The sequence below is a fragment of the Dyadobacter sediminis genome (genome assembly GCF_005860765.1).
Taxonomy (GTDB): Bacteria; Bacteroidota; Bacteroidia; order Cytophagales; family Spirosomataceae; genus Dyadobacter; species Dyadobacter sediminis.
Window position 1 is genome coordinate 895,286 of the sequence record NZ_VCEI01000025.1, and the last position, 21,419, is coordinate 916,704.

At 47.3% G+C, this 21,419-nt stretch carries 16 protein-coding genes; 5 read left to right on the plus strand and 11 right to left on the minus strand.

What is annotated here, in order from left to right:
* Positions 1-41: 41 nt before the first annotated feature.
* On the minus strand, positions 42-1,244 hold the full coding sequence (gene hmpA, locus FEM55_RS15960; RefSeq protein WP_138282342.1) for an NO-inducible flavohemoprotein: 1,203 nt from the start codon (positions 1,242-1,244) through the stop codon (positions 42-44).
* A 116-nt stretch (positions 1,245-1,360) separates the two neighbouring features.
* Between hmpA and FEM55_RS15965 the strand changes: the two genes are divergently transcribed.
* Positions 1,361-1,798, plus strand: coding sequence for an RrF2 family transcriptional regulator (locus FEM55_RS15965; protein ID WP_138282343.1), 438 nt, complete (start codon positions 1,361-1,363; stop codon positions 1,796-1,798).
* A gap of 165 nt (positions 1,799-1,963) precedes the next feature.
* Positions 1,964-4,291: a DUF7133 domain-containing protein gene (locus FEM55_RS15970; RefSeq protein ID WP_138282344.1), complete on the plus strand. Its 2,328-nt coding sequence runs from the start codon at positions 1,964-1,966 to the stop codon at positions 4,289-4,291.
* Positions 4,292-4,474: 183 nt separating this feature from the next.
* Here FEM55_RS15970 and FEM55_RS15975 read toward each other — a convergent pair whose 3' ends face one another.
* The 5 genes from FEM55_RS15975 to FEM55_RS15995 form a co-directional block, all read right to left on the minus strand.
* On the minus strand, positions 4,475-6,979 hold the full coding sequence (locus FEM55_RS15975) for a glycoside hydrolase family 95 protein (protein WP_138282345.1): 2,505 nt from the start codon (positions 6,977-6,979) through the stop codon (positions 4,475-4,477).
* A gap of 48 nt (positions 6,980-7,027) precedes the next feature.
* A complete protein-coding gene (locus tag FEM55_RS15980; RefSeq protein WP_138282346.1) occupies positions 7,028-8,041 on the minus strand; it encodes a zinc-binding alcohol dehydrogenase family protein in 1,014 nt (337 codons plus the stop codon).
* A gap of 57 nt (positions 8,042-8,098) precedes the next feature.
* On the minus strand, positions 8,099-8,884 hold the full coding sequence (locus tag FEM55_RS15985; protein WP_138282347.1) for an L-fucose dehydrogenase: 786 nt from the start codon (positions 8,882-8,884) through the stop codon (positions 8,099-8,101).
* A 106-nt stretch (positions 8,885-8,990) separates the two neighbouring features.
* Positions 8,991-10,538: a RagB/SusD family nutrient uptake outer membrane protein gene (locus FEM55_RS15990; protein ID WP_138282348.1), complete on the minus strand. Its 1,548-nt coding sequence runs from the start codon at positions 10,536-10,538 to the stop codon at positions 8,991-8,993.
* A gap of 21 nt (positions 10,539-10,559) precedes the next feature.
* Positions 10,560-13,625, minus strand: a complete 3,066-nt coding sequence (locus tag FEM55_RS15995; protein ID WP_138282349.1) for a SusC/RagA family TonB-linked outer membrane protein — start codon at positions 13,623-13,625, stop codon at positions 10,560-10,562.
* 342 nt (positions 13,626-13,967) lie between these two features.
* Between FEM55_RS15995 and FEM55_RS16000 the strand changes: the two genes are divergently transcribed.
* A complete protein-coding gene (locus FEM55_RS16000; protein WP_138282350.1) occupies positions 13,968-14,834 on the plus strand; it encodes an AraC family transcriptional regulator in 867 nt (288 codons plus the stop codon).
* A 63-nt stretch (positions 14,835-14,897) separates the two neighbouring features.
* Here FEM55_RS16000 and FEM55_RS16005 read toward each other — a convergent pair whose 3' ends face one another.
* The 3 genes from FEM55_RS16005 to FEM55_RS16015 form a co-directional block, all read right to left on the minus strand.
* A complete protein-coding gene (locus tag FEM55_RS16005; protein WP_138282351.1) occupies positions 14,898-15,812 on the minus strand; it encodes a pirin family protein in 915 nt (304 codons plus the stop codon).
* Positions 15,813-15,989: 177 nt separating this feature from the next.
* Positions 15,990-16,559 carry an RNA polymerase sigma factor gene (locus tag FEM55_RS16010; protein WP_138282352.1) on the minus strand — a complete coding sequence of 190 codons (570 nt, stop codon included), beginning with the start codon at positions 16,557-16,559 and terminating at the stop codon, positions 15,990-15,992.
* A gap of 341 nt (positions 16,560-16,900) precedes the next feature.
* Positions 16,901-18,061 (minus strand): alpha/beta hydrolase, encoded by a 1,161-nt coding sequence (locus tag FEM55_RS16015; RefSeq protein ID WP_138282353.1) that lies wholly within the window; start codon positions 18,059-18,061, stop codon positions 16,901-16,903.
* 628 nt (positions 18,062-18,689) lie between these two features.
* Here FEM55_RS16015 and FEM55_RS16020 point away from each other — a divergent pair.
* Positions 18,690-19,499 (plus strand): glycerophosphodiester phosphodiesterase family protein, encoded by an 810-nt coding sequence (locus FEM55_RS16020; protein ID WP_171036578.1) that lies wholly within the window; start codon positions 18,690-18,692, stop codon positions 19,497-19,499.
* A gap of 288 nt (positions 19,500-19,787) precedes the next feature.
* Positions 19,788-20,264, plus strand: a complete 477-nt coding sequence (locus FEM55_RS16025) for a putative quinol monooxygenase (RefSeq protein ID WP_212748315.1) — start codon at positions 19,788-19,790, stop codon at positions 20,262-20,264.
* 79 nt (positions 20,265-20,343) lie between these two features.
* Here the strand turns inward: FEM55_RS16025 and FEM55_RS16030 are convergent, their stop codons facing one another.
* Together FEM55_RS16030 and FEM55_RS16035 are read right to left on the minus strand one after the other, a co-directional pair.
* Complete coding sequence (locus FEM55_RS16030; protein WP_138282355.1) at positions 20,344-20,826, minus strand: DUF4385 domain-containing protein; 483 nt, start codon at positions 20,824-20,826, stop codon at positions 20,344-20,346.
* A 270-nt stretch (positions 20,827-21,096) separates the two neighbouring features.
* The gene (locus tag FEM55_RS16035; protein ID WP_138282356.1) at positions 21,097-21,294 is read right to left on the minus strand and encodes a hypothetical protein; all 198 of its coding nucleotides are present in this window, start codon (positions 21,292-21,294) and stop codon (positions 21,097-21,099) included.
* Positions 21,295-21,419 lie beyond the last annotated feature (125 nt).

A 21,419-nucleotide genomic window follows, 5' to 3' on the forward strand; every position in this document is an offset into this window, starting at 1 on the left:
AAATAAAACAGCAAAAGCCCGTTTCGGGCTTTTGCTGTTTATCACATCACCAGAACGGCAGGTCCGAACTCTTCAAAGTGAATGGCCTGCGGATCAACGCCCTGAGCACACAGATAGGCAAAGTGCTTCTTGATAAATACGCCCGGACCGCAGATGTAATACGCTGCATCCGGCACAATGGCATCATCAATCCTGCACAGATCGACATAGCCTTCATAGTAGCTGTCTTCCGTGTTATTCTCCATTTTGTCGTAAAAAGTGTGCATGGACATGGCGCCATGTTTGCTGCCCAGTTCCTTTACCGTGTCCCTGAATGCGTGTACTTCGTATCCTCTGCAGCCATGAATCCAGGTTACCGGTCTGTTTTTACCGGATTCGGTCATGTATTCCAGCATGCTCATAAACGGAGTAAGCCCGACACCGCCGCTGATAAATACGACCGGATTTTTATCGTCAAGATCCAGAACAAAGTCACCGGACGGAGGCGAAACCTCGATAACATTTCCTTCCTCAATCTGTTCATGCAGCAGATTGCTTACATAACCTTCCGGACGATCCGGATGGCCGTGTTCCCTTTTTACCGAAATCCGGTAATATCTGCCATTGGGCGCACACGAAATACTGTACTGCCGCGGCTGAAACACGTTGAGTTCCGGTACATATAACCGAACCGTAATATACTGTCCGGGCAGGAAGCCGGCGACAGCGCCTTCATCGGAAGGGTACAGGTAAAAAGAAGTGATTTCCTGCGATTCTTTTACTTTTTGCTTCACCACAAACGGGCGCCAGCTGCTCCATCCGCCTTCTTTTGCTACCGAGCTGCTGTACAGTCCGGCTTCGGCGCCAATCATGATTTCGGCCAGTTGTCCGTATGCTTCGGCCCATGCATCAATCAGCGCAGGACTTGCGGCTTCACCCAGCACTTCACGGATGGAAGCCAGCAGATGTTTGCCTACAATGGCATAATGTTCCGGTCTAATATCCAGGCTCACGTGTTTGTTGGCGATCCGGTTCACAGCATGTGCGAGTACGGAAGGATTGTCAATGTGCTCTGCATAAGCCAGTACGGACATGGCCAGAGCAGTAGGCTGTGCGCCGGTATGCTGATTGGCACTGTTGAATACATTTTTCAATTCCGGGTTTTGTGTAAGCATCCGGTTGTAGAAATAAGTGGTTAAAGCCACACCGTGTTCTTTCAAAATGGGAACGGTTCCTTTCACCAGTTCTTTTTGCTCGTTTGTCATTGCTATAATTTAATATATAAATACCTTTTTATCTTTTATGTAAAGGTGGGTAATACTTGAATAAAGGACAAGAATATCCTTAATTATTTTTAACTTTGTTTCTACTATAAACTACAATGGCCATATTTTCCAAAACATGCGAGTATGCAATCCGGGCTGTGTTTTACATCTCGCATAAATCGGCTTCTGGCGACCGGGCAGGACTTAAAGATATTGCGGCCGGCATTGATTCGCCGGAACTGTATCTGGCCAAGATTCTTCAGGATCTCAGCAGAAAGGGGCTGATGCGTTCCGTAAAAGGGCCACATGGCGGATTTTACGTGGATGCGGATTTACTCGCCAGGCCATTGAGCGATATTGTAGAAGCGGTAGATGGTTTCGGACTTTTTCACGGCTGTGCGCTGGGATTGAAACAATGCTCGGAAATCAATCCTTGTCCGTTGCACGAGCAGTTCAAATCCATTCGCGACCAGATATCCGATTTACTGCACCGCACTACGATCGGCGGTTTTAATGAAGAACTGCTTGGCGGGTTGCTTTCTTTGAAGAAGTAGTTTTTCGGGTGGAGGAAGGGAAAAAGGGAGGAAGGAGGAAAAGGCTTGGATTTTTCTGGTTTCTTTTAGCAATATCATTAGTTTTTGCTGGTTGGGTACTTTGGTAAGCTGACAAGAAGTTCTGGCTCTTTAATCTGCAACAAGCCTGCAATGATTCCTATGCGTATGAAAAGCACAATAGCGTTTTTGGGACTGATATTCATTTCTTTACTGATTTACAATTGTTCGGGAGTAAAAAAAAGTACTGTAACCCGGGACTTCAAAGTCCCGGAATTCAAACCGGACCCGGCCAGTACATTTTTATCTCCCCGGGAAAGCATGCAGACCATGCATCTTCCGCCGGGTTATCGCCTGCAGCTCGTTGCCAGTGAGCCGATGATCAAGGAACCGGTAGCGATTGCCTGGGACGGCAACGGAAGAATGTATGTGATGGAAATGCGCACGTATATGCAGGATGCCGATGCAAATGGCGAACAGGAGAAAAGCAGCCGGATTTCACTGCTGGAAGATACCGATGGGGACGGCGTTATGGACAAAAGCACTGTTTTTATTGACAGCCTGCTGCTTCCCAGAATGATGCAGCCCGTCGGAAACGAGCTACTTGTGAATGAAAGCAATACCATTGACATTTACAGTTACAGCGACACAAACGGCGACGGAAAAGCGGATGTGAAAATCCCTGTATATCAGAATGACAAATACGTGGTCAATGACATGAACATGGAACATCAGCGGAGCGGTCTGGACTGGAACCTCGACAACTGGATGTACCTGACTTATGATGCCGTGCGTTTCCGGTATACAAATGGAAAAATGCTTGCAGATACGATTGTTAGCGGATCGAGCGGACAATGGGGCATGACGCACGATGATTATGGCCGGCTGTTCTATTCACGGGCGGGGGGTGAAATTCCGGCACTGGGTTTCCAGATTAACCCGAAATACGGAGCGCTGGATTTTCCGGACCAGTACAATGCAGCATTTGCAGAAGTGTGGCCGATCATTGCCACACCAGACGTACAGGGCGGACTTCCAAGGCTGCGTCCTGACCAGACACTGAACCATTTTACAGCCCCGACCGGGCAATCTATTTACAGAGGCGATCAGTTTCCGGCCGATTTCTCCGGCGATTACCTTGTTTGCGAGCCGGTAGCAAGAGCCGTAAGGCGTGCAGAAGTAGTGCATCAGAACGGAAAGACAACCCTTCAGAATGTATATCAGAACAAGGAATTCCTGTCGTCTTCGGATATGAATTTCCGGCCGGTCAACTCTGCTACGGGCCCGGACGGTCATCTGTACATTGTGGATATGCACCGCGGAATCATTCAGCAGGGCAACTGGACGCAGCCGGGATCTTATCTGAGACAAAAAATTGACAGTCTCGGCCTTGCCGCAAACGTAGGGCACGGACGCATTTACCGCATTGTTCACGAAGGTTCCAAAAGAACTGAAAAGCCGGATATGCTCAACCGGAAACCAGCCGAGCTGCTTGCTTATCTGGGACATGCCAATGGCTGGTGGCGCGACAATGCACAGAAAGAACTTGTTGCCCGCGCTGATCAGTCCGTTGTTCCGGCATTGAAGGAAATCGCGGCAGGCAAGCGGACTTTTGTACGAAAAGAAACCGGACATCTTGAAAGGATACACGCATTATGGACACTGGAAGGGTTGCAGGCCATGGATACGGAACTACTGATTACTGCAATGAACGATCCGGATGCGCGGGTGAGGAAAACGGCTGTCTGGATCAGTGAACCTTTTCTGAAATCGGGTGACCGTACCTTGCTTGAACAGGCCGGAAAGCTGGTGCAGGATACCGACGACGATGTCCGGGTGCAGTTGCTGTTGTCATTGTATAACAGCAAGTCTGATCAGGGGAAGACGATTATGAATCAAATCCTGGAAAAGGGACAAACGCATGAAATGCTGCTGGCAACAAAAACGGCTCTTGACAAAAATGAAAACGTACGGACGTTCGGAAGCAGGCTGGGACAAATGGACGAAGCGTCAAGAAAGCTGATTATCAATGGGGCCGGCATTTTTAAATCGTTGTGTGCAAGCTGCCACGGAGCAGATGCCAAAGGACTGGCCATCGGCGGAGCAGGTATGGCTGCACCTCCGCTCGCCGGCTCGCCCCGACTGGAATTTACAGAAAAGAATAACCTGATCCGCATCGTGCTCAAAGGGCTTACCGGGCCGGTTGAAGGCAAGGAATATACAAGCATTATGCCTGCCATGGAAGCAAACAGCGATGAATGGATTGCTTCGGTCGTCAGCTACATTCGGCATGATTTCGGCGGCAGACCTCCAAGAAAGAAAGGAGAAGTCCCCGGCATGGCACCGGCGGCAACTAACAATGAATCCGGCTTTCCGGTAAGAAAAATTTCTTCACCCGTTGTAACTGCCGAAGAAGTCCGGAAAATAAGAGAAGAGAGCGCCACCCGCAAAACAGCGTGGACTATTCAGGAACTAAAACCCGAACAGCAGGAGTAAGGCTGCCGGTCTTTTGGCTGCTATTAATATTTTAAAGTATCAAGGAATTTATATTTTTAAATAAAAATCCCTGAATCAACTTTGAGAAAACAAGTAAGCCTGTTTTTTCTATAAAAGCTGATTCAGGGTTTCTATTTAATACGATTCAAGGTATTTTACTAAAAACCTCTTACGTAAGACTTCTCACATTTCAGCCACAATCCTGTAACTTTTTCCTTTCTCGGTCTGGAATTTATGGATATAGCCGGAATCCGTTTTCTCCGTTGTGGAAGCCGCGCCGGTTACTTTTACAGGAGCATTTGTTTTGATGATGCACGGTTCACCGTTCAGTGATTTTATAACCGAGCCGGTCAGTTTTCCGTTTTTCCAGTCCATGTCCACCTCGAATCCGCCTCGTGCGCGAAGTCCTTTGATCCGGCCGTTTTTCCAGGCGGAAGGCAATGCAGGCAAAAGGTAAATTTCTTTCAAATGGCTCTGGATCAGCATTTCGGACATTCCGGCTGTTCCGGCGAAGTTCCCGTCAATCTGAAAAGGAGGATGTGCATCGAAGAAATTCGGATACGTGCCGCCGCCTTTGTAATCTCCTTTATTTTCATTGGTATATTTCATCAGCTGGCGAATGAGCGTGTAGGCATGGTCGCCGTCAAGCAATCTGGCCCAGAAATTGATTTTCCAGCCTTTACTCCATCCCGTTCCATGATCTCCCCGAACTTCCAGCGTTTTTTTGGCAGCCTGAAAAAATTCCGGCGTATCCTGCGAAATCTGCCGTCCGGGATGAAGCCCGAACAGATGCGATACATGGCGGTGCAGCGTATCGGTTTCTTCGAAATCCTTGTACCATTCCTGAATTCTGCCTCTTTTATCGATTTTCAGCGGATAAAGTCTGGCGCGTTTTTCAGTAAGCAGCTTTTTGAATTCCGGGTCATTGCCCAGTACATCCGCCGCTTCCATGAGGTTGGAAAACAGGTCGTAAATGATGGACATATCCATGGTCGTGGCGATGGAAACGGCTGCTTCACCGCCTTTCGGATCTTTGAATTTGTTTTCCGGCGATGTGGACGGAGCTGTAACCAGATAGCCGTCCTTGTCTTCCACAAGCCAGTCCAGCGTAAACAAAGCGGCTTCTTTCATGACCGGATACGCTTTTTCCTTCAGAAACATTTTATCTCCAGTAAAACGGTAATGTTCCCATAAATGCTGCGAAAGCCAGTTTCCGCCCATATACCAGTTAGCCCAGAGTGGATCGCCGTCCCCGACATTTCCTACTGGGTTCGATTGTCCCCAGATATCGGCATTATGGTGTGCAACCCAGCCCTTTGTGCCATAAAATTCTTTGGCAGTCACTTTACCGGTCTGTGAAAGATCTTTGATCCATGAAAGCAAAGGCATATGCATTTCCGACAGGTTCGTGACTTCCGAAGGCCAGTAGTTCATCTGCGTATTGATATTAATGGTATAATTGGAACTCCACGGCGCCCGCATTTCCTTGTTCCAGATTCCCTGAAGATTTGCTGGCGGACCGGCTGGAATGCCGGGCAAAGCCGCGCGCGACGATGAAACCAGCAGATAGCGGCCATACTGATAATAAAGCGTTTCAAGCTTCGGATCGTACGTTCCTTTTGAATAAGCCATCAGGCGTTCGTCGGAAGGCAGTTTTGCATTCGGGTTATTTGCCGTGCTGTCGGTTACATCGAAAGTAACGCGGTTGAAATAAGTACGGAAATCATCCTGATGACGCTTTTTTAAAACTGCATAGGATTTGGTCACTGCTTTGTCCAGATAACTTTTTGCCAGTGACTTTTCATCTTTGCCTTCTTTGTCAGGACATTTATCGAAACCGTTGAAGCTCGTTGCCGCCGACAAGTACACGAATACCTCGCTCGCATTGCTTACATGAATTCCTGAAGTGTCTGTTGCGATGACGCCGTCTTTACTCACTGCTTTTATCCTGAACTGGAAACGTGTTCCGTTGCAGCCATTGGGGTCTTCATAAACAATCGGCTCCTGACCAGGCGGATTGTAGTAGTTCGGGTTAACGTGCGAAGGTGCTTTTCCATTGATCACCAGCTCTTTGGAGGCAGTTGCTTCGGGTTTGTAACGCAGCTGACTGTTTGCGGATACGGTAAAATTCAGCTGTTTTGGCCTGGATGCCGAAATCCGGATCACAAGAATGTTATCTGGCGCAGAAGTGAAAATTTCTCTTTTATAAACGACACCGCCAACTGTAAAACGGGTCGTTGCAACCGAATTGGCGATGTCGAGATCGCGGTAATAGTCGGTTGGTTTCTGCGCTTTCAGGTCCTGGACAATTTTCAGGTCGCCCATCGGCATGTAGGATTCGGTGTAAAGTCCCTGCATCTTTTTGAGCAGTTCATTGGCTTTCTGAAAGTCGCCTTCCTGCAAAAGTGCCGTTCTGACTTGTGGCAGATACGATGCTGAGGCGGGATTTACATTCGTTTTTACCGGGCCGCCAGACCATAACGTACTTTCATTCAGTTGTAAAAGCTCCTGTTCCACGCCGCCGAAAACCATAGCGCCGATGTGTCCGTTCCCGACCGGCAAAGCTTCTACCCACTGGCTTGCAGGCTGGTTGTACCATAACTTCAGATCAGCGGGCTGTTGTGCGAACGAGCTGAAAGACAGCATTGTGATCAACGCCGGGAAAACGGTTTTTTTGATTATTTTCATTCAAACGGGAATTAGGATTTGATATTTTTTAAACATAGCATGAAAAGGTCATTGTAATGAAACCATTGCTTTGATTACGCCCGTTGCCGGATCAAGCCAGCTTTCAAAATCAGTTTTGACCTCATCGAAGCCGACCCGGTGCGTAATGTAATTTCCGGGATCAATCCATCCGTTTTTAATGCATTCAATGACATATTCAAAATCGGATCTTACGGCGTTCCGGCTGCTCATCAAAGTAGCTTCGCGCTTGTGGAATTCGGGATGGATAAAACTGATTTCCCCGCCTTGCAGGCCAACCAGAACGTATTTTCCACCATGTGAAATGTACTGAAACCCTGTATTGATGGCTTTCAGATTTCCTGTTGCGTCGATCACAACCGTCGGCATATCGCCGTCCGTTATGGTTGCCAGCTCTTCGGAAACATTTTGGGTCAAGCCATGGATACAATGCGGCACCCTGATTTTTTCTTCACAAAATTTCAGCCGGTTTTCATTGATGTCCAGTGCAATAACCCTCGCGCCTGCAATCCTTGCAAATTCCATTACGCCCAGTCCGATCGGGCCGGCACCCATAACCAGAACGGTATCTTCAGCAGAAACCCCGGCACGCTGAATGGCATGCGCGCCGATCGCCAGCGGCTCCACAAGCGCCAGTTGCTCATAGGTAAGCCCTTCCGAATGAACCAGTTTGTCCGAAGGAATGGAGACATATTCCGACATGCCGCCGTCTATATGCACACCGAATACTTGCATCCGGGTACAGCAGTTCGTTTTGCCTTTCCGGCATGCAATGCAATGTCCGCAGTTGAAATAGGGCAGAAAAGTGACCGCATCGCCAACGGAAAAGCCCGCGGCATCGGTCGCAGCAATTTCGCCGGCAAGTTCGTGTCCAAGAATTCTCGGGTAATTGAAAAAAGGCTGTTTTCCTTCAAATGCATGCAGGTCTGTTCCGCAAATGCCGATATTTCTTATTTTTAAAATGGTATGGTTTTCCGTCAGGGAAGGCATGTCTGAATCCTGATAAACAAAATTTCCCGGTGCTTCGCAAACCAGTGTTTTCATAATTGTGTAGTAATTTCAGCTTGTAAAAATCAGTTTCTGTAATCCTATAAGTAAGGGTCAATATTCAAGCGCACGGTCCAGATGCACATAGCCGCCGTCAACATACACAAGCTGACCGGTGGTGTGGCTGGATTTGTCGGAGAGTAGAAAAACCGTCATGTTGGCTATTTCCTCGGCTGTTGTCATGCGCTTTTCCAGCGGAATGTTTGCGGTAATAGAAGCCAGTTTCTGTTGCGGGTTCGGAAGTGTTTCGATCCAGCGTTCATAGAGCGGCGTCCAGCATTCGGCCACAACCACGGCGTTAACGCGGATGCCGTAAGGCAAAAGTTCAACGGCCCATTCACGCGTCAGCGCGTTGCGGCCGCCGTTCGATGCCGCATAGGCGGATGTGCCGCCCTGACCGGTATCAGCCGTTTTGGAAGTAATATTGACAATGGAACCTTTGGATGCTTTCAAGGCAGGCAATGCATGATGCGCCATCAGATAATAATGCACCAGATTTTTGTGAAGCGACGCAATGAAGCTTTCATAATTTCCCGATTCCAGCCCGACCCCGTCATTGACACCGGCATTATTGACCAGCCCATCGATACGGCCGTAAGCCGCCATCACTTCTTTCACCGCCTGTTCGCAAGCTTCCGGCTGTGTCAGTTCCGCCTGCACCGGAAATGCCTGCAGGCCTTGGGCAGTCAGTTCGTCCGCCAGTTTCCGGTTGTCATCCCTATTTCTTCCTACTATAATGGGAATGGCGCCTTCTCCAGCCAGGACCCTTGTAATTCCTTCACCGATTCCCTTGGCTCCACCGGTAACCATGATGACTTTATTCTCGAAATGTAAATCCATGCTGAAATTTTTTGTTGCAAATAAAACTCGTTTTCCAAGGAATGGAAAGCGTTCTCAATGCCGCTCTCCATTTCCGGGGTATTTTACATATAATTTTATTTTTCCGTCAGTAACCGGGGTTCTGCGTCAGCACCGGTGCATTGCGGTCGATTTCAGTTTGCGGAATCGGCCAGAGATCATACTTTGCTTCATATTTGGATTTGATCGTCGGAGCAAGCGGATTCTGGACAAAGCCGTTCAGTTTTTGCTCGGCAATTCCCCATCTTCTCAGGTCAAAATACCGCTGGCCTTCCATGGCAAACTCCACACGTCTTTCATGACGGATCATCTCGCGCAGCTGACTTTGTGAAATACCGGCTGCCAGTGCCGGCATACCCGCTCTTTTTCGCACGAGGTTTACCGGTGCTATGGCTGCGGCCGGTCCGTTTGCTTCGTTTTCTGCTTCGGCAAACATGAGAAGTATATCGGCATAGCGCAGCAATACGAAATCATTGTCGTCGATAGCGCCGTAATCGGGATTTACCTGAGCAGGATCAAGCCATTTTTTTACCGGATAAAACCCTACGGTCCAGCTGTCTTTTCCCGGCGTAGCTACCGAAAGGTCTCCGGTGAACGGCCAGCCCTGTGCCTTGGTATCTCCCGGAAAAAAGAACGTCTGCCGCATTCTCGGATCCCTGTTTTCAAACGGTTTGGCCGGGTTGTACACCGCCGAGGTTGCAATGGGTTTACCGTCGATGGCTTCATATTCGTTGATCAGGTCCTGCGTTCCCTGTTCCCCTTTCCAGCGCTGCAGAGAAACGGCCACGGCAACATCCTGATGCAGCAAGTTGGGCTGGAGATATTTGACGGAAAACATAATTTCGGTGCTGCTGTTCTGGTCGGGCTTGTAAAAGTTGCCTGCATAATTCGGCCACAAAGAATATTTGTTAGCTGCGATAATGGTTTTGGCCAGTGCGGCTGCTTCGGCGTATTTCTTTTCATAAAGCAGCACGCGCACCAGATAACCCTGTGCGGTGGTTTTTACGGCATGACCGTCTTTGTAGGCATTATCCGGCAGGCTGGAAATGGCTTTGGCAAGGTCTTCCTCAATCAGTTTCAATACATCCGCTTTTTCCGATTTTGCCCGTGTCGATTTGAAATCAATTGTAAACGGATCTTCGGTCGTGATCACCACATTGCCGTAAAGCTGCGCCAGCCAGAAGTAATTGAATGCGCGCAGGAAATACGCCTCGCCCTGATACCGTGCCAGTTTTTCACCCGTCAGGACCTTGCCGACGTTCGCAAGAAAGGAGTTGATTGCTGCAATGGCTTTGTAATTATTGGTGTAATAATTCAGTACAAAGTCGCCGGACTGCGGGGTAATCCCGGATGAAAGGGCCGAATTGCCGCCGCCGTAATTATATTGTCCGTATGCATCGTCACTGAAAGTATCCCAGGCAAAAACCTGATACTGGGAAGTTGCGTAACCGCCGCCGGAAGCATATAAGTAGTTATACAGTCCTGTCAGGGCAAGGTCTGCATCCGATTCCGTTTTCCAGAATATGCCTGTCGACAATTTATCCGGCGGGCTTACATCCAGCACATCGTTGCAGGATGTGAGCGTAAGCGTGGATACAAGTAATGCGGAAGCAAAGGTTTTGATATATTTTTTCATCTCTCGAAATGGTTGTCAGGATTAAAATTGAGCGTTGATACCAAATGTGAATGTCCTGTTTTGAGGATAAGCCAGATAATTGCCGCTGTTTACACGTTCCGGATCAAGGCCCGGGAATTTGCTTGCAGTCAGTACATTGTCTGCAGATACGTACAATCTTACCGTGTTGATTTTTATTTTGTCAAGAAGACTTTTGGGAACACTGTATCCGATCTGAACATTTTTCAGACGTACAAAGGAAGCGTCTTTGAGAAAGTAGGTCGAATTGTAATTCTGAACCGGTGCATAGCCGTCGGCCACGTATATTTTAGGCATCGTGTTGGTCGGATTGGAAGGTGTCCAGCGATTTCTCCATTCTGTTGTCGGTACGGAACCTTGTCTGAAAGGCTCGATCCCCCAGCCATTTACATAGATTTTCTGTCCGACCGAACCAAAAACCTGCGCCGACAAGTCAAATCCTTTCCAGTTGGCCGACAGGTTGAGGCCCATCTGCATGGCCGGATACCGGCCTTTCTGATACGTTCTGTCCTGATCGTTGATGATGCCGTCACCATTTATATCTCTGATCTTCAGATCGCCCGGTGTAGGCGTAACAGGCTGCTTGGGCGCCGCATCGATTTCAGACTGGTTCTGGAAAATGCCGTCCCAGATGTACACGTAGAATTCATCCAGCGCATGGCCTTCTTCGCGAATGGTATTGCTGCTGATTTCGGTCTTTCCGAATTCTTCCAGAATGTTCTTGTAAGCCTGGATATTTCCTCCGATCGAATACGTAAAGTCACTTCCTGCCCGGCCATTGTACTGCAAGGCAAGTTCAATTCCTTTGTTGCGTACCGCTCCGTTGTTGATAACCGGCGCGTCGAGCCCCAGCCAGAGCGGAACCTGTGAACTTCTCAGGATATCAAAAGTATATTTGTTGAACACATCGGCTGAAAACGTGATTTTGTTGTTGAACGCAGTCAGGTCAAGGCCGGCATTTACGGATCTGGTCGTTTCCCATGTCAGATTCGGGTCCACCAAAGCGGATGCTGCAAAACCTGTTGAAATGCCTCCGAAAGCATAATTTCTGTTGGTCAGCGTGGATTGGTAAGGATAATTTCCGATGTTCTGGTTACCAAGCTGGCCCCACGATGCCCGGAGTTTCAGGTCGTTGATCCATTTGATATTTTGCATAAACTGCTCTTTGGAAACACGCCACCCTCCTGAAAAAGAGTAAAACAAGCCCCAGCGCGTATCGTTCGGCAGCCGCGAAGTCCCGTCATAACGTACGCTTGCGCCCAGCAGATATTTATCCAGCAGGCTGTAATTGGCATTTCCATAGAACGACTGGATTGCCCATTGCGCAGAAGTTCCGGAATTGGTTTGTCCGTCCAGCGGGCCGGCATCCAGTTCAGTCAGGGAGTTTGTCGGAAATTGTCTTCTGGCAGCGGAAAGTGTGCTCGACTGGTTCTGCTCCTGCTGAAATCCTCCAAGTACAGACAAGGTATGGCTTCCAAACGTTTTATTATAATTTAACTGGCTGTAAAAGACCGTGTAAACCAGATCGTTCCGCTGTGCCGTAAGCCCCGGTGTTCCCACATCCAGCCCGCCTGCCGCACTCAGATCATTGTAATAGTAAGTGGGAACAACAGGCCGGAAAGTACTGATCCGGGTATTCTGAAAGTTAAATCCCGCTCTGTTTTCCAGCCTGAGTCCGTCCACAATGTCGATATCAACCGACATATTTCCCTGTGCATAATAGTCCTTTGTTTTGGTCGTGGAGTTTTCATAAACCGTTGCAATGGTGTTTTTATTTCCAAGTTCGTTAGGGTAAGCTCTTTTGATCCATTTTCCATCGGCAGTCTGCGGCGGGTAAAGCGGCGATTGCGCCATGGTGGAAAGGAACATATCGGTGCTTCCGTTGCTTGGCGCTTTCTGGTCACCTACACGGAACTGCAGGTCAGTGCCAAGTGTAACCCTTTTATGTACTTTGGCGGACAAACCCAGATTCATCGTGTATTTTTTGTAATCAAATCCGATCATGACACCCGGCTGATCGGTAATCCCGACACCCACATTGAACGTAGTGCCTTCCTTGCTTCCGCCAGACATACTCAGATAATGGTTTTTTACATAAGCGGGCCTGAAAAGATCGTCCAGCCAGTTGTGGTTCGGATATTTTACCCGGTCCGTAGCGTTTCTGTACAGGTCGATTTGGGATTGGGTATACAAAGGCGCCAGGTTGGAATTGGTCCTTGCCTCGTTGGAAAGCTCCATGTATTCCGCTGAATTCGTGATGGTTTCGGGGATGGCAGTCGGGTTGGAAATACCGAGATTGAAGTTATAGCCGAATGCAAATCCACCGCCGCTTCCTTTTTTCGTCTTGACCAGAATCACGCCATTGGCCCCTCTTGCGCCGTAAATAGCAGCCGATGCCGCATCTTTCAGAACCGTGACGGATTCAATGTTGTTCGGATTGATGATGTTCAGGTTTCCCGGAAGTCCGTCCACGATCACCAGCGGGTCATTTCCGGCTCCGCTGAACGTACCCGTACCCCTTATACGTAGTTGAGTACCCTCATTTCCGGGCTCGCCCGAGTTCTGGATCACCTGCAATCCGGGAAGTTGTCCCTGAAGTAACGTAACCGGGTCCGTTGCAATCCGTTTGTTGATGGTTTCTCCGGAAATGGTTGTAACGGCGCTGATGATGTTACGCTTGCTCTGGGAGTTGTAACCTACAACAATCACTTCGTCCAATGCTTTCTGATCCGTTTTCAGGGTAATGTCAATGGTGGTCTGATTGCCGAGAACGACTTCCTGTGAAGCAAATCCGACAAATGAAAAAATCAGCGTGGCCGCTTCTTCCGGAACTGAAATGCTGTATTTCCCTTCCAGATCAGACGTTGTACCGCGCTGCGTACCTTTCAGTATCACGCTTACGCTGGGTAATCCTTCGCCTTTTTCATCCACAATTTTACCTGTAATCAGGCGATCGGCAACGGCATATGCAACGCCGGCATGGGTGTGAGCGATCCATAAACATGCAAAAAGCAATTGCATGCATGTGAATCTCACAAGTGGTTTAAAAGTAAAGCTTGTTCTTGTCATTGTGTTTCTGGTTTTACATGTTTGGTTTAGTGGAACAGCTGGAGTTTATTATAAAAGGCTTTTATACGGAGCAAGACCTAACTTATGAAATCCGTATTTTATGAATGTTTATATAAAATGCAAGTATTGTTCAATTTGGGATTGTTCATACTTTTGACTGTTTTTAGAACCTGTTTATTGGGAAGACGGGTGTGAGGTTGGATTAAAATTCCTTTGTGTGAATTTAACAATGCAAAGGAATTATATTTTTAATTAAAGAATGATCCAGAAATTAACGGATATATAAGAGATTTTAACATCTTTGTTCTGCCTCGTTCCATTTTCATTGTATAGATTTCAGACATGAAACCGCAGTTGCTTAAAGTCCCGAATGTACAGGCTTACTCGTTCAGTACGCGGCAGGATAAAATGACCAACATCAATAACCGCTGGCACTATCATCCGGAGATCGAGCTTGTGCATTTTCATAAAGGTTCGGGAACCCAATTTGTCGGAGATCATATCAAGAGGTTCTTTCCGGGTGAAATTGTGCTTGTCGGCAGCAATCTGCCTCATTACTGGAGATTTGATACGGATGAAGATCACGACGAAATATGCAGTTCGCTGGTTTCTACGGTTGTACACTTTATGCCGGACTTCTGGGGACAGAAGTTTCTGGACCTTACCGAGAACAAGCCCATCAAATCGGTGCTCGAAAAGGCGGGGCGCGGACTGCTCTTAACGGGTACTTTAAAGGAAAAAGTGGCTGTGGAAATCGAAAGCCTGAATCATGCAGAAGGTCCGGAACGTATTATGGTGCTGATGAGAATTTTCAACGCCATTCACCATTCTGAAGAATTTACAATTTTGTCGTCCGTCGGTTACCAGAATACTCTGCTGGATTCCGAAAATGACAGGATCAACGATATTTATGAATTTACATTCCGTAATTTTCATAAAAAAATTTATCTCGATCAGGTAGCAAGTATTTCCGGGCTGGTTCCCAATTCTTTCTGCCGTTATTTCAAATCCCGGACAGGCAAGACTTATCTTCAGTTCCTGACCGAGATCCGCGTCGGACATGCATGCAAGCTGCTGATGAACGATAACATCAACATCAAAGAAGTATGTTACGAAAGCGGATTCCTGAATTTCAGTTGTTTTCACCGGAGGTTCAGGGAAATAACCGGTCAGAGCCCGCAGAATTACCGGATGAATGTTGCCGGCTGATTTTTTTTGGCTGCTGGCTGTTAGCGGATAGCTGTTAGCTTTGGCTGTTAGCTAAAGGTAACTTTATGACAGTGCTTTCGGAGGCGGACCGCCGGCAGGACGGGAATTATCCTTTGGAAGCGGCACGAATTCTTCGTTGTCTGTCGGAGGCAGATGAATTCGTCCCTGTTTCCAGTCTTCCTTGGCCTGTTCGATCCGTTCCTTGCGGCTCGACACAAAGTTCCACCAGATGTAACGTTCTCCCAGATGCTCGCCGCCCAGCATCATCAGCGTAGTCTTTTCCACAGCGGTAATCAAAGGGTCTGAACCTTTTGTGAAAACCAGCAGTTTTCCCGCCGTGTAAGTAGTTCCGTTTACTTCCACACTGCCCCTGACAATGTATACCCCTCTTTCGCTGTGTTCCCGTGGCAAGCCAAACCGGGCGCCGCTATCCAGAACAACATGGAGATAAAACAGCGGAGATGTAGTATGCACATGACTCTTCAGTCCGTATGCATCACCTGCAATCAGCCGCATCCAGATACCTTTGTCTGTAAATACCGGCAATTGTTCCGCTGTATAATTCATAAATGAAGGCTCGCCTTCTTCGTCCTTTTCAGGAAGTGCCACCCACGTTTGTATCATTTCCAGCTCACCGCCGGCCAGCATGGCAGGGTCTTCAAACCGTTCACTGTGCGCGATGCCTTTTCCGGCTGTCATCCAGTTAACCTCGCCCGGCTTGATTACCTGCTCCACGCCAAGGCTGTCTCTGTGCGTGACATTGCCGCTGAAAAGGTAACTTACCGTAGAAAGGCCGATATGCGGATGGGGCAGCACATCCAAGTTGGTTGCAGCAGGTACAGGCATACTGACCGGTCCGCCATGATCCATGAATATAAACGGTCCCACCATTCTGCGGAGCTGATAAGGAAGAATGCGTTTTACTTCAAAACCGGGAACGATGGCAGCTTTTCTGGATTGTATGACTATATCAAGCATTGTGTAGATTCATTATACACCGTTTGTGATCTGATGGGATGTAGTTCTTTGTTGAACCAATGTACTTGGTTCAATAGATCAATTTATGAAATTTAGCGGAAAATCCGGTTTTCGGGATCAGGGGTTTTCAGCGGTTATCAGCAAAAAGCAGGTCCGGTTTAATTCCGGATGGAAGTTTCAGGCAAACTGTGCGGACAGCGGCGACGCATCAAATACTTTTCTGAGTTCTTTCATGGCGTTGCGGATTCTGGATTTGACCGTTCCCAGCGGCAAGCATAAATGTTCCGAAGCTTCTTCATGCGTGTAGCCTTCAAAATAGACCAGTTCGATTAATTGCTTTTTTTCCGGCAGCAGTTTTTCTACAATGGATTTCAGGTCAACGGTGGCAGGTAGCGGGATGAAAACGGAACTCATACTCAGGTCATTTTCCCGGACAGCATCCCATTGCAGGTCCTTTTCAAACTTGTTGTCTGCTCTTAACTTATCAATTGCAGTCCGGCGCGTTATGTTAAGCATCCATGTAAACAGACTTCCTTTTCCTGCATCGTAGCTGGCCATGTGCTTCCAGATTTTGATGAAGGAATCCTGCATGACATCATCGGCTCTGCTGTCATCTTTTACAATTTTCCGGGCTATGCCGTACAGCGAAGGCGCATAATGGTCATAAAGATATTCGTATGCTGCTTTGTTATTGTTTTTTAAGAGTGTAACCAGTTCATTTTCAGGAAAGAGGATGGACTTGTTCATTTGGCCGGTATTTATGGAGGTAAACTGGTTAAGTATTTTACATGCTTATGGAAGTAGTATAAAATCATACCTGTATATACGTCAATAAATAATGTGAAATTCCTGAAACAACTTGGGATTTTGCAATAAATAGTCATGTAAATTCTACAAATGTGTAGAAATGCCTGATTCACAATGCGGAATATCTGAGAAAATGGTGAAAGAAGTAAGGTGGCGGAAAGTCATTGCTGGTTATGCAGATTCTGATTGAAACAATGTATTTATAAATCACAGTGCCCCGCAAAAACGAATCTTACGGGGCACTGTGATACCGGTCGTTCAGGAAAAATGCCGGTGGAACCTTATTTGTTAAATGCTGACTTCAATGCATCGGAAGCATATGCCTGTGCATCCTTGGCCTCAGGTACGATGATGGCCATTCCAAAAAATTCGTGGGTGACACCCTTGTAGTTCTTTGAGTCTACTTTAACATCCGCCGCTTTCAGCTTTTCGGCAAGCTGTTCGCCATCGCTCAGCAACGGATCAATTTCCGCTGTAATAATGGTGGTAGCAGGCAGTCCTTTCAGGTTCGCGCCCACGAGGTTGATCCTTGGATCTTTGGCCTGTGCCGTGTTGTTCAGATAATTCTTTACAAACCAGGCCATCATCGGTTTATCCAGTGGTTTGGCTGCTGCATTTTTCTGGTAAGATTTCGTGTTCATGTCCGACCCTGCAACCGGATAAACAAGCAATTGGTGCACCGGCAACTGAACTCCTTTGTCTCTGGCCATGATACTTACATTGGCTGCCAGGTTACCGCCTGCACTTTCACCGGCAACGGCAATCATTTTCGGATTGCCTTTTATAGAAGCGGCATTTTGGACCGTCCACTGGTATGCAGCAAAAGCATCTTCATGTGCTGTCGGAAACTTGTGCTCCGGTGCAAGACGATACGCTACTGAAACAACCACAGCGCCTGTCTGTTCGGCTAGCCCTTTTGCAGAGGCATCGTAAACATCAAGGTCGGCAATTACGAAACCGCCGCCATGATAATAGACAATGACCGGAAAAGGTGCGGTTCCCGTTTTCGGCGTATAGATGCGCATATGCATATTTCCACCTTTGACGGGTATATCCTTTCCTGCCGTGTCCACCTGAGCCGCAGGCATGGGTATATTGTTTTCTTTAACCAGGTCCATAACCGCGTCCGTTGGCGTATGGTTTTTACGCGCCTGCTGCGCAGTAAGTTCCGGAATGGGCGCATCTTTGTAACTGGCGAGTTTTTCAATCACTGCAAGCATTTCGGGCTTGATATCCGGAGCCCAGGCAGGGGCGGCACTGTCGGGTTTAATTGCCTGCAGCGCTTCCGCGGTATCTTTTTCAACTGCCAAGGAATCGGCTCCGGAAGACTGGTCTGTACCGCCGCCGCAGGAAGCAAGCAGGCTGCACAAGAGAATGGCACCTGCTAATTTCCCAAGCCTTCCGGCTGTGTTGGTTATCGTTTCAATCGGTTTGTTATGCATACTGGTTTTTATTTGAGGTTTGAAGTTTGCATACCTACGTCAGAATCTTGCTGGCAGATCAAAAAGGAATGAACAGACTGAAAACTTCCTCGGCTGAATGGCAATACGCTTTCTGTAATTACCCGGGTTTGAACCGGCCGGAAACCAGTAACAGCAGTGCTCATTACCGGATACCTTCGTTCTTTTCTGAACAGAACCATGCAGTGAAAATGCCTTTAAACGCTGTTTCAGCTGTCGGAAAACCATGGCACGTATTTGTACTAGATTATAGAAACTGATCATCCGAACCTATATGCGCCGAACGTACCTGGGGAATTGGAAGAACAGGTTTGCTCATGATTGCCATTCTGAACGGACAGGATACGGAGTGAGGGTCAGTCAGGAAATTGAACAGCATGCCGGCCTTTCCAAAGCATCAGGGCTGCATGAATGAATCCGGTGAAAAGTCTTCGGAGTGAACAGGCGGGTATTCAGTTTTTGGTAAGAGCTTTGAGGTTTTAACTGGTCGCAAGCGTAAATTTGTGGTGCATATCCTTTACGTTCGATACGGATCCGAAAGAAATTGAGATTTATGTTAACAAACAGCCGGTCAGTCCCGTTTTCAGGTAAAAAAATCAGCTATGCTTTTTTGTTTTTCTTATTATGTACAACCTGTGCGCTGCATGCGCAGGTAGTCATTGTGGGCCACAGAGGCGGCTTGTATGCGCAGTACCCTGAAAGTTCCATAACTCTTTTTAATGCTACTGCTGAATCATTCAAGAATGACACCGTTTTTATTGAGATCGATTTACGGAAAAGCAAAGACGGCAGCCTGTATCTGATGCACGACCCGACCGTGGACCGTACTACAACGGGCAAAGGCCAACTGGAAGAACTGAGCGATGATTACCTGAACTCCTTGCGGCTTAAAACAAAAGGCGGAAAAATTACCGGAGAGCATATCCCGACTTTTGATGAGATGCTGACATTCATAAAAAACCGAAACATTAACCTGATGCTGGATATCAAAGCGCCGGTTCATAAGCAAGCGCTGGAACAAGTGAAAAAACACCGGATGGAAAACCGGATGCTGGTACTGACGTTCAAAGATGAATTTACCCGGCTTGTCGCCGAAACTGATCAGAATGTACTGCTTTCTGCATTGATCGAAACCGGCGAAGCATGGAACGCTTTTGAACAAATCCCGGTAAGAGCCGGTAAGCGGATTGCCTACATTACTGCCAGAACACCGGCAGAACTGATATCCAGACTCCGGCAGGAAAAGGTGCGCATCATGGCAGATGTAAGCGAAGATTCAACGAACGGCGGGAAACCGATGCCGGCAGACGGATACCGTGTGAAAGTAAAAGAGCAGCAACTGGATATCCTGATTTCAGATTATCCTGTAGAAGCACACCATGCACTCGGTTCGGAAAAACGGCAGCAGAATGAAAACTGAATTCCTGGTAATCAACTACGACGGATTCTGAATAGCGCAAACACCGGTATCCATGCAGTGTAATTCCATGAACCATTTCCTGAGCCTGATCCGTAAAACTCATAAATAACTCTGTAACCGGTATAAAGCGGGTACAGGCTGTAAATCGGACCTTTGTTACCCGGAATAATTCTTAAATTCAGGAAATGGCTTTTAGCCGTTCGATCTAAGCTGACAAGTAGATAACATAGTAGAAAACCCAAGCCGGAAAAATCAATATAATTTATGCATATAAAGCAATTCCCCGCAATGAAGTATATCCTTGAAGCGATTCCTGTAATGTTGTTTATGCTGACGCAGTTATCCGTTTCAGCATACAGTCAGACTGAAAACAGCAGAACGCCGGCAAGTTCACTGAAAAAGGCTACTTCAAAATCTGAAACTCCGGTTATTGAACCCGGTATGATGGTGCGTATTTCAGAAATTGACATCCTGCCGGAATTTCTGAACGAATATAACGCGATCCTGAAAGAAGAAGCGGCTGCATCCGTCCAAAAAGAGCCCGGCGTAATTGCCATTTTTCCAATGAGTATGAAAGAGCAGCCGAACCAGATCAGGATCGTAGAAATTTATGCAGATAGTGCCGCTTATCGGTCGCATTTGAAAACACCGCATTTCCGGCATTACAAAACTTCAACCCAGAAAATGGTAAGGTCGTTGAAACTGGTGGATATGAATGCACTTGACCGCGAAGCAATGCTGCATATTTTCAGAAAACTGAAATAGAAATCCGGGCGGATGCCGGCTGTGAACTTTCAGCAGTCAGAAGTATAAAACATTACCGCTTGGAGCAATTGCGGGCAGTTTAGCCTAACGTGCGTTTCCAGTTATTTTTGAGATTTTTGTATAGGACATTGCTTTCCGCTTCTTTCCATTTTTCAAAAAAGACAGCTGCCGCTTCCGCTTTTTCCTGCTCGCCTGTTCCTCTTTCCAGCTGCTGATAGTCGTGGTCCTTGTCGTATTTTTTACCGCCTTTGTAATTGGCATACCGGCGCGCGCGGGTATAGCCCATTTGCAGATATTTGCGCGCCATATCAGCTCCTACAAAATCATTCTCATCTAGATATGCCGTAAAAAGCGCATGGATCTTGCGGCTGCTTTCTTCCGCTATGGCTTTTGTTTTAAACCGCCAGAACTGCCCGATTTCCGACTTGTACGGCTCACAGATTAAAACGCCCTGCTCGCCTTTGCCGACACGGTAAAGTTCCGGCTGGGCCCGGTAATCAATGTCCGGTTTCCAGGCATATGCCGGCTTATCAAAATGAAGGTAGGACGGTTTCCGGCTCAATGGCTGTATGGCAGGGTTTAAGTTGGTTACAGACGTTTATAGTCATTTGCAGTGTTGTCTGGTTATTTGTAAACATACAAAGTCATCTTCAGACAATTTTATTTTGTATGTTTTCCTGCAATTGCCCCAGGCCCATGAAACCATTCCGATAGGTTCGCTATGCAAAGACAGAATGCCTGATTTGCATACGGGACAATACAGTAACAATCCGGTGTGTTGCATACCGGACGAAAAGTGCCGAAGTTTTTTTGCTAAACCCGGATCAATCTTTTACCATGACCAGAGCTTCTGATTTTTGAAAAAACCACAAGCGGTTAAAACCTGCATCAACACACTGGTGACCAGAACAGCGCGTACCAGCACAAAAAGCAATTTGTAATCCGGTTCGGGTCCTAGTAAAATCAGAAAGTAGTAAAGCAGGATGTTGGAAGAAGCGAGGGAAATGAATGTAAAAATTTTGGCTATCATTTTATAAAAGTCTAGATTACAAAAATAGTGCAACTTTCTGATTCCCAAAAACTGATTTTCATCATCCATTTTGAGGACACGGAACATATGCGGAAAGAAAGTTGAAAAGGGAGTAAAAATGAGGT

Bases quoted from the DNA above. Each gene is read 5' to 3' on its own strand.
- FEM55_RS15985 (WP_138282347.1), bottom strand. From the start codon at position 8,884: ATGGATTTACATTTCGAGAATAAAGTCATCATGGTTACCGGTGGAGCC.
- FEM55_RS15980 (WP_138282346.1), bottom strand. From the start codon at position 8,041: ATGAAAACACTGGTTTGCGAAGCACCGGGAAATTTTGTTTATCAGGAT.
- FEM55_RS16025 (WP_212748315.1), top strand. From the start codon at position 19,788: ATGAAGTATATCCTTGAAGCGATTCCTGTAATGTTGTTTATGCTGACG.
- FEM55_RS15975 (WP_138282345.1), bottom strand. From the start codon at position 6,979: ATGAAAATAATCAAAAAAACCGTTTTCCCGGCGTTGATCACAATGCTG.
- hmpA (WP_138282342.1), bottom strand. From the start codon at position 1,244: ATGACAAACGAGCAAAAAGAACTGGTGAAAGGAACCGTTCCCATTTTG.
- FEM55_RS15965 (WP_138282343.1), top strand. From the start codon at position 1,361: ATGGCCATATTTTCCAAAACATGCGAGTATGCAATCCGGGCTGTGTTT.
- FEM55_RS15970 (WP_138282344.1), top strand. From the start codon at position 1,964: ATGAAAAGCACAATAGCGTTTTTGGGACTGATATTCATTTCTTTACTG.
- FEM55_RS16005 (WP_138282351.1), bottom strand. From the start codon at position 15,812: ATGCTTGATATAGTCATACAATCCAGAAAAGCTGCCATCGTTCCCGGT.
- FEM55_RS16010 (WP_138282352.1), bottom strand. From the start codon at position 16,559: ATGAACAAGTCCATCCTCTTTCCTGAAAATGAACTGGTTACACTCTTA.
- FEM55_RS15995 (WP_138282349.1), bottom strand. From the start codon at position 13,625: ATGACAAGAACAAGCTTTACTTTTAAACCACTTGTGAGATTCACATGC.
- FEM55_RS16035 (WP_138282356.1), bottom strand. From the start codon at position 21,294: ATGATAGCCAAAATTTTTACATTCATTTCCCTCGCTTCTTCCAACATC.
- FEM55_RS16000 (WP_138282350.1), top strand. From the start codon at position 13,968: ATGAAACCGCAGTTGCTTAAAGTCCCGAATGTACAGGCTTACTCGTTC.
- FEM55_RS15990 (WP_138282348.1), bottom strand. From the start codon at position 10,538: ATGAAAAAATATATCAAAACCTTTGCTTCCGCATTACTTGTATCCACG.
- FEM55_RS16015 (WP_138282353.1), bottom strand. From the start codon at position 18,061: ATGCATAACAAACCGATTGAAACGATAACCAACACAGCCGGAAGGCTT.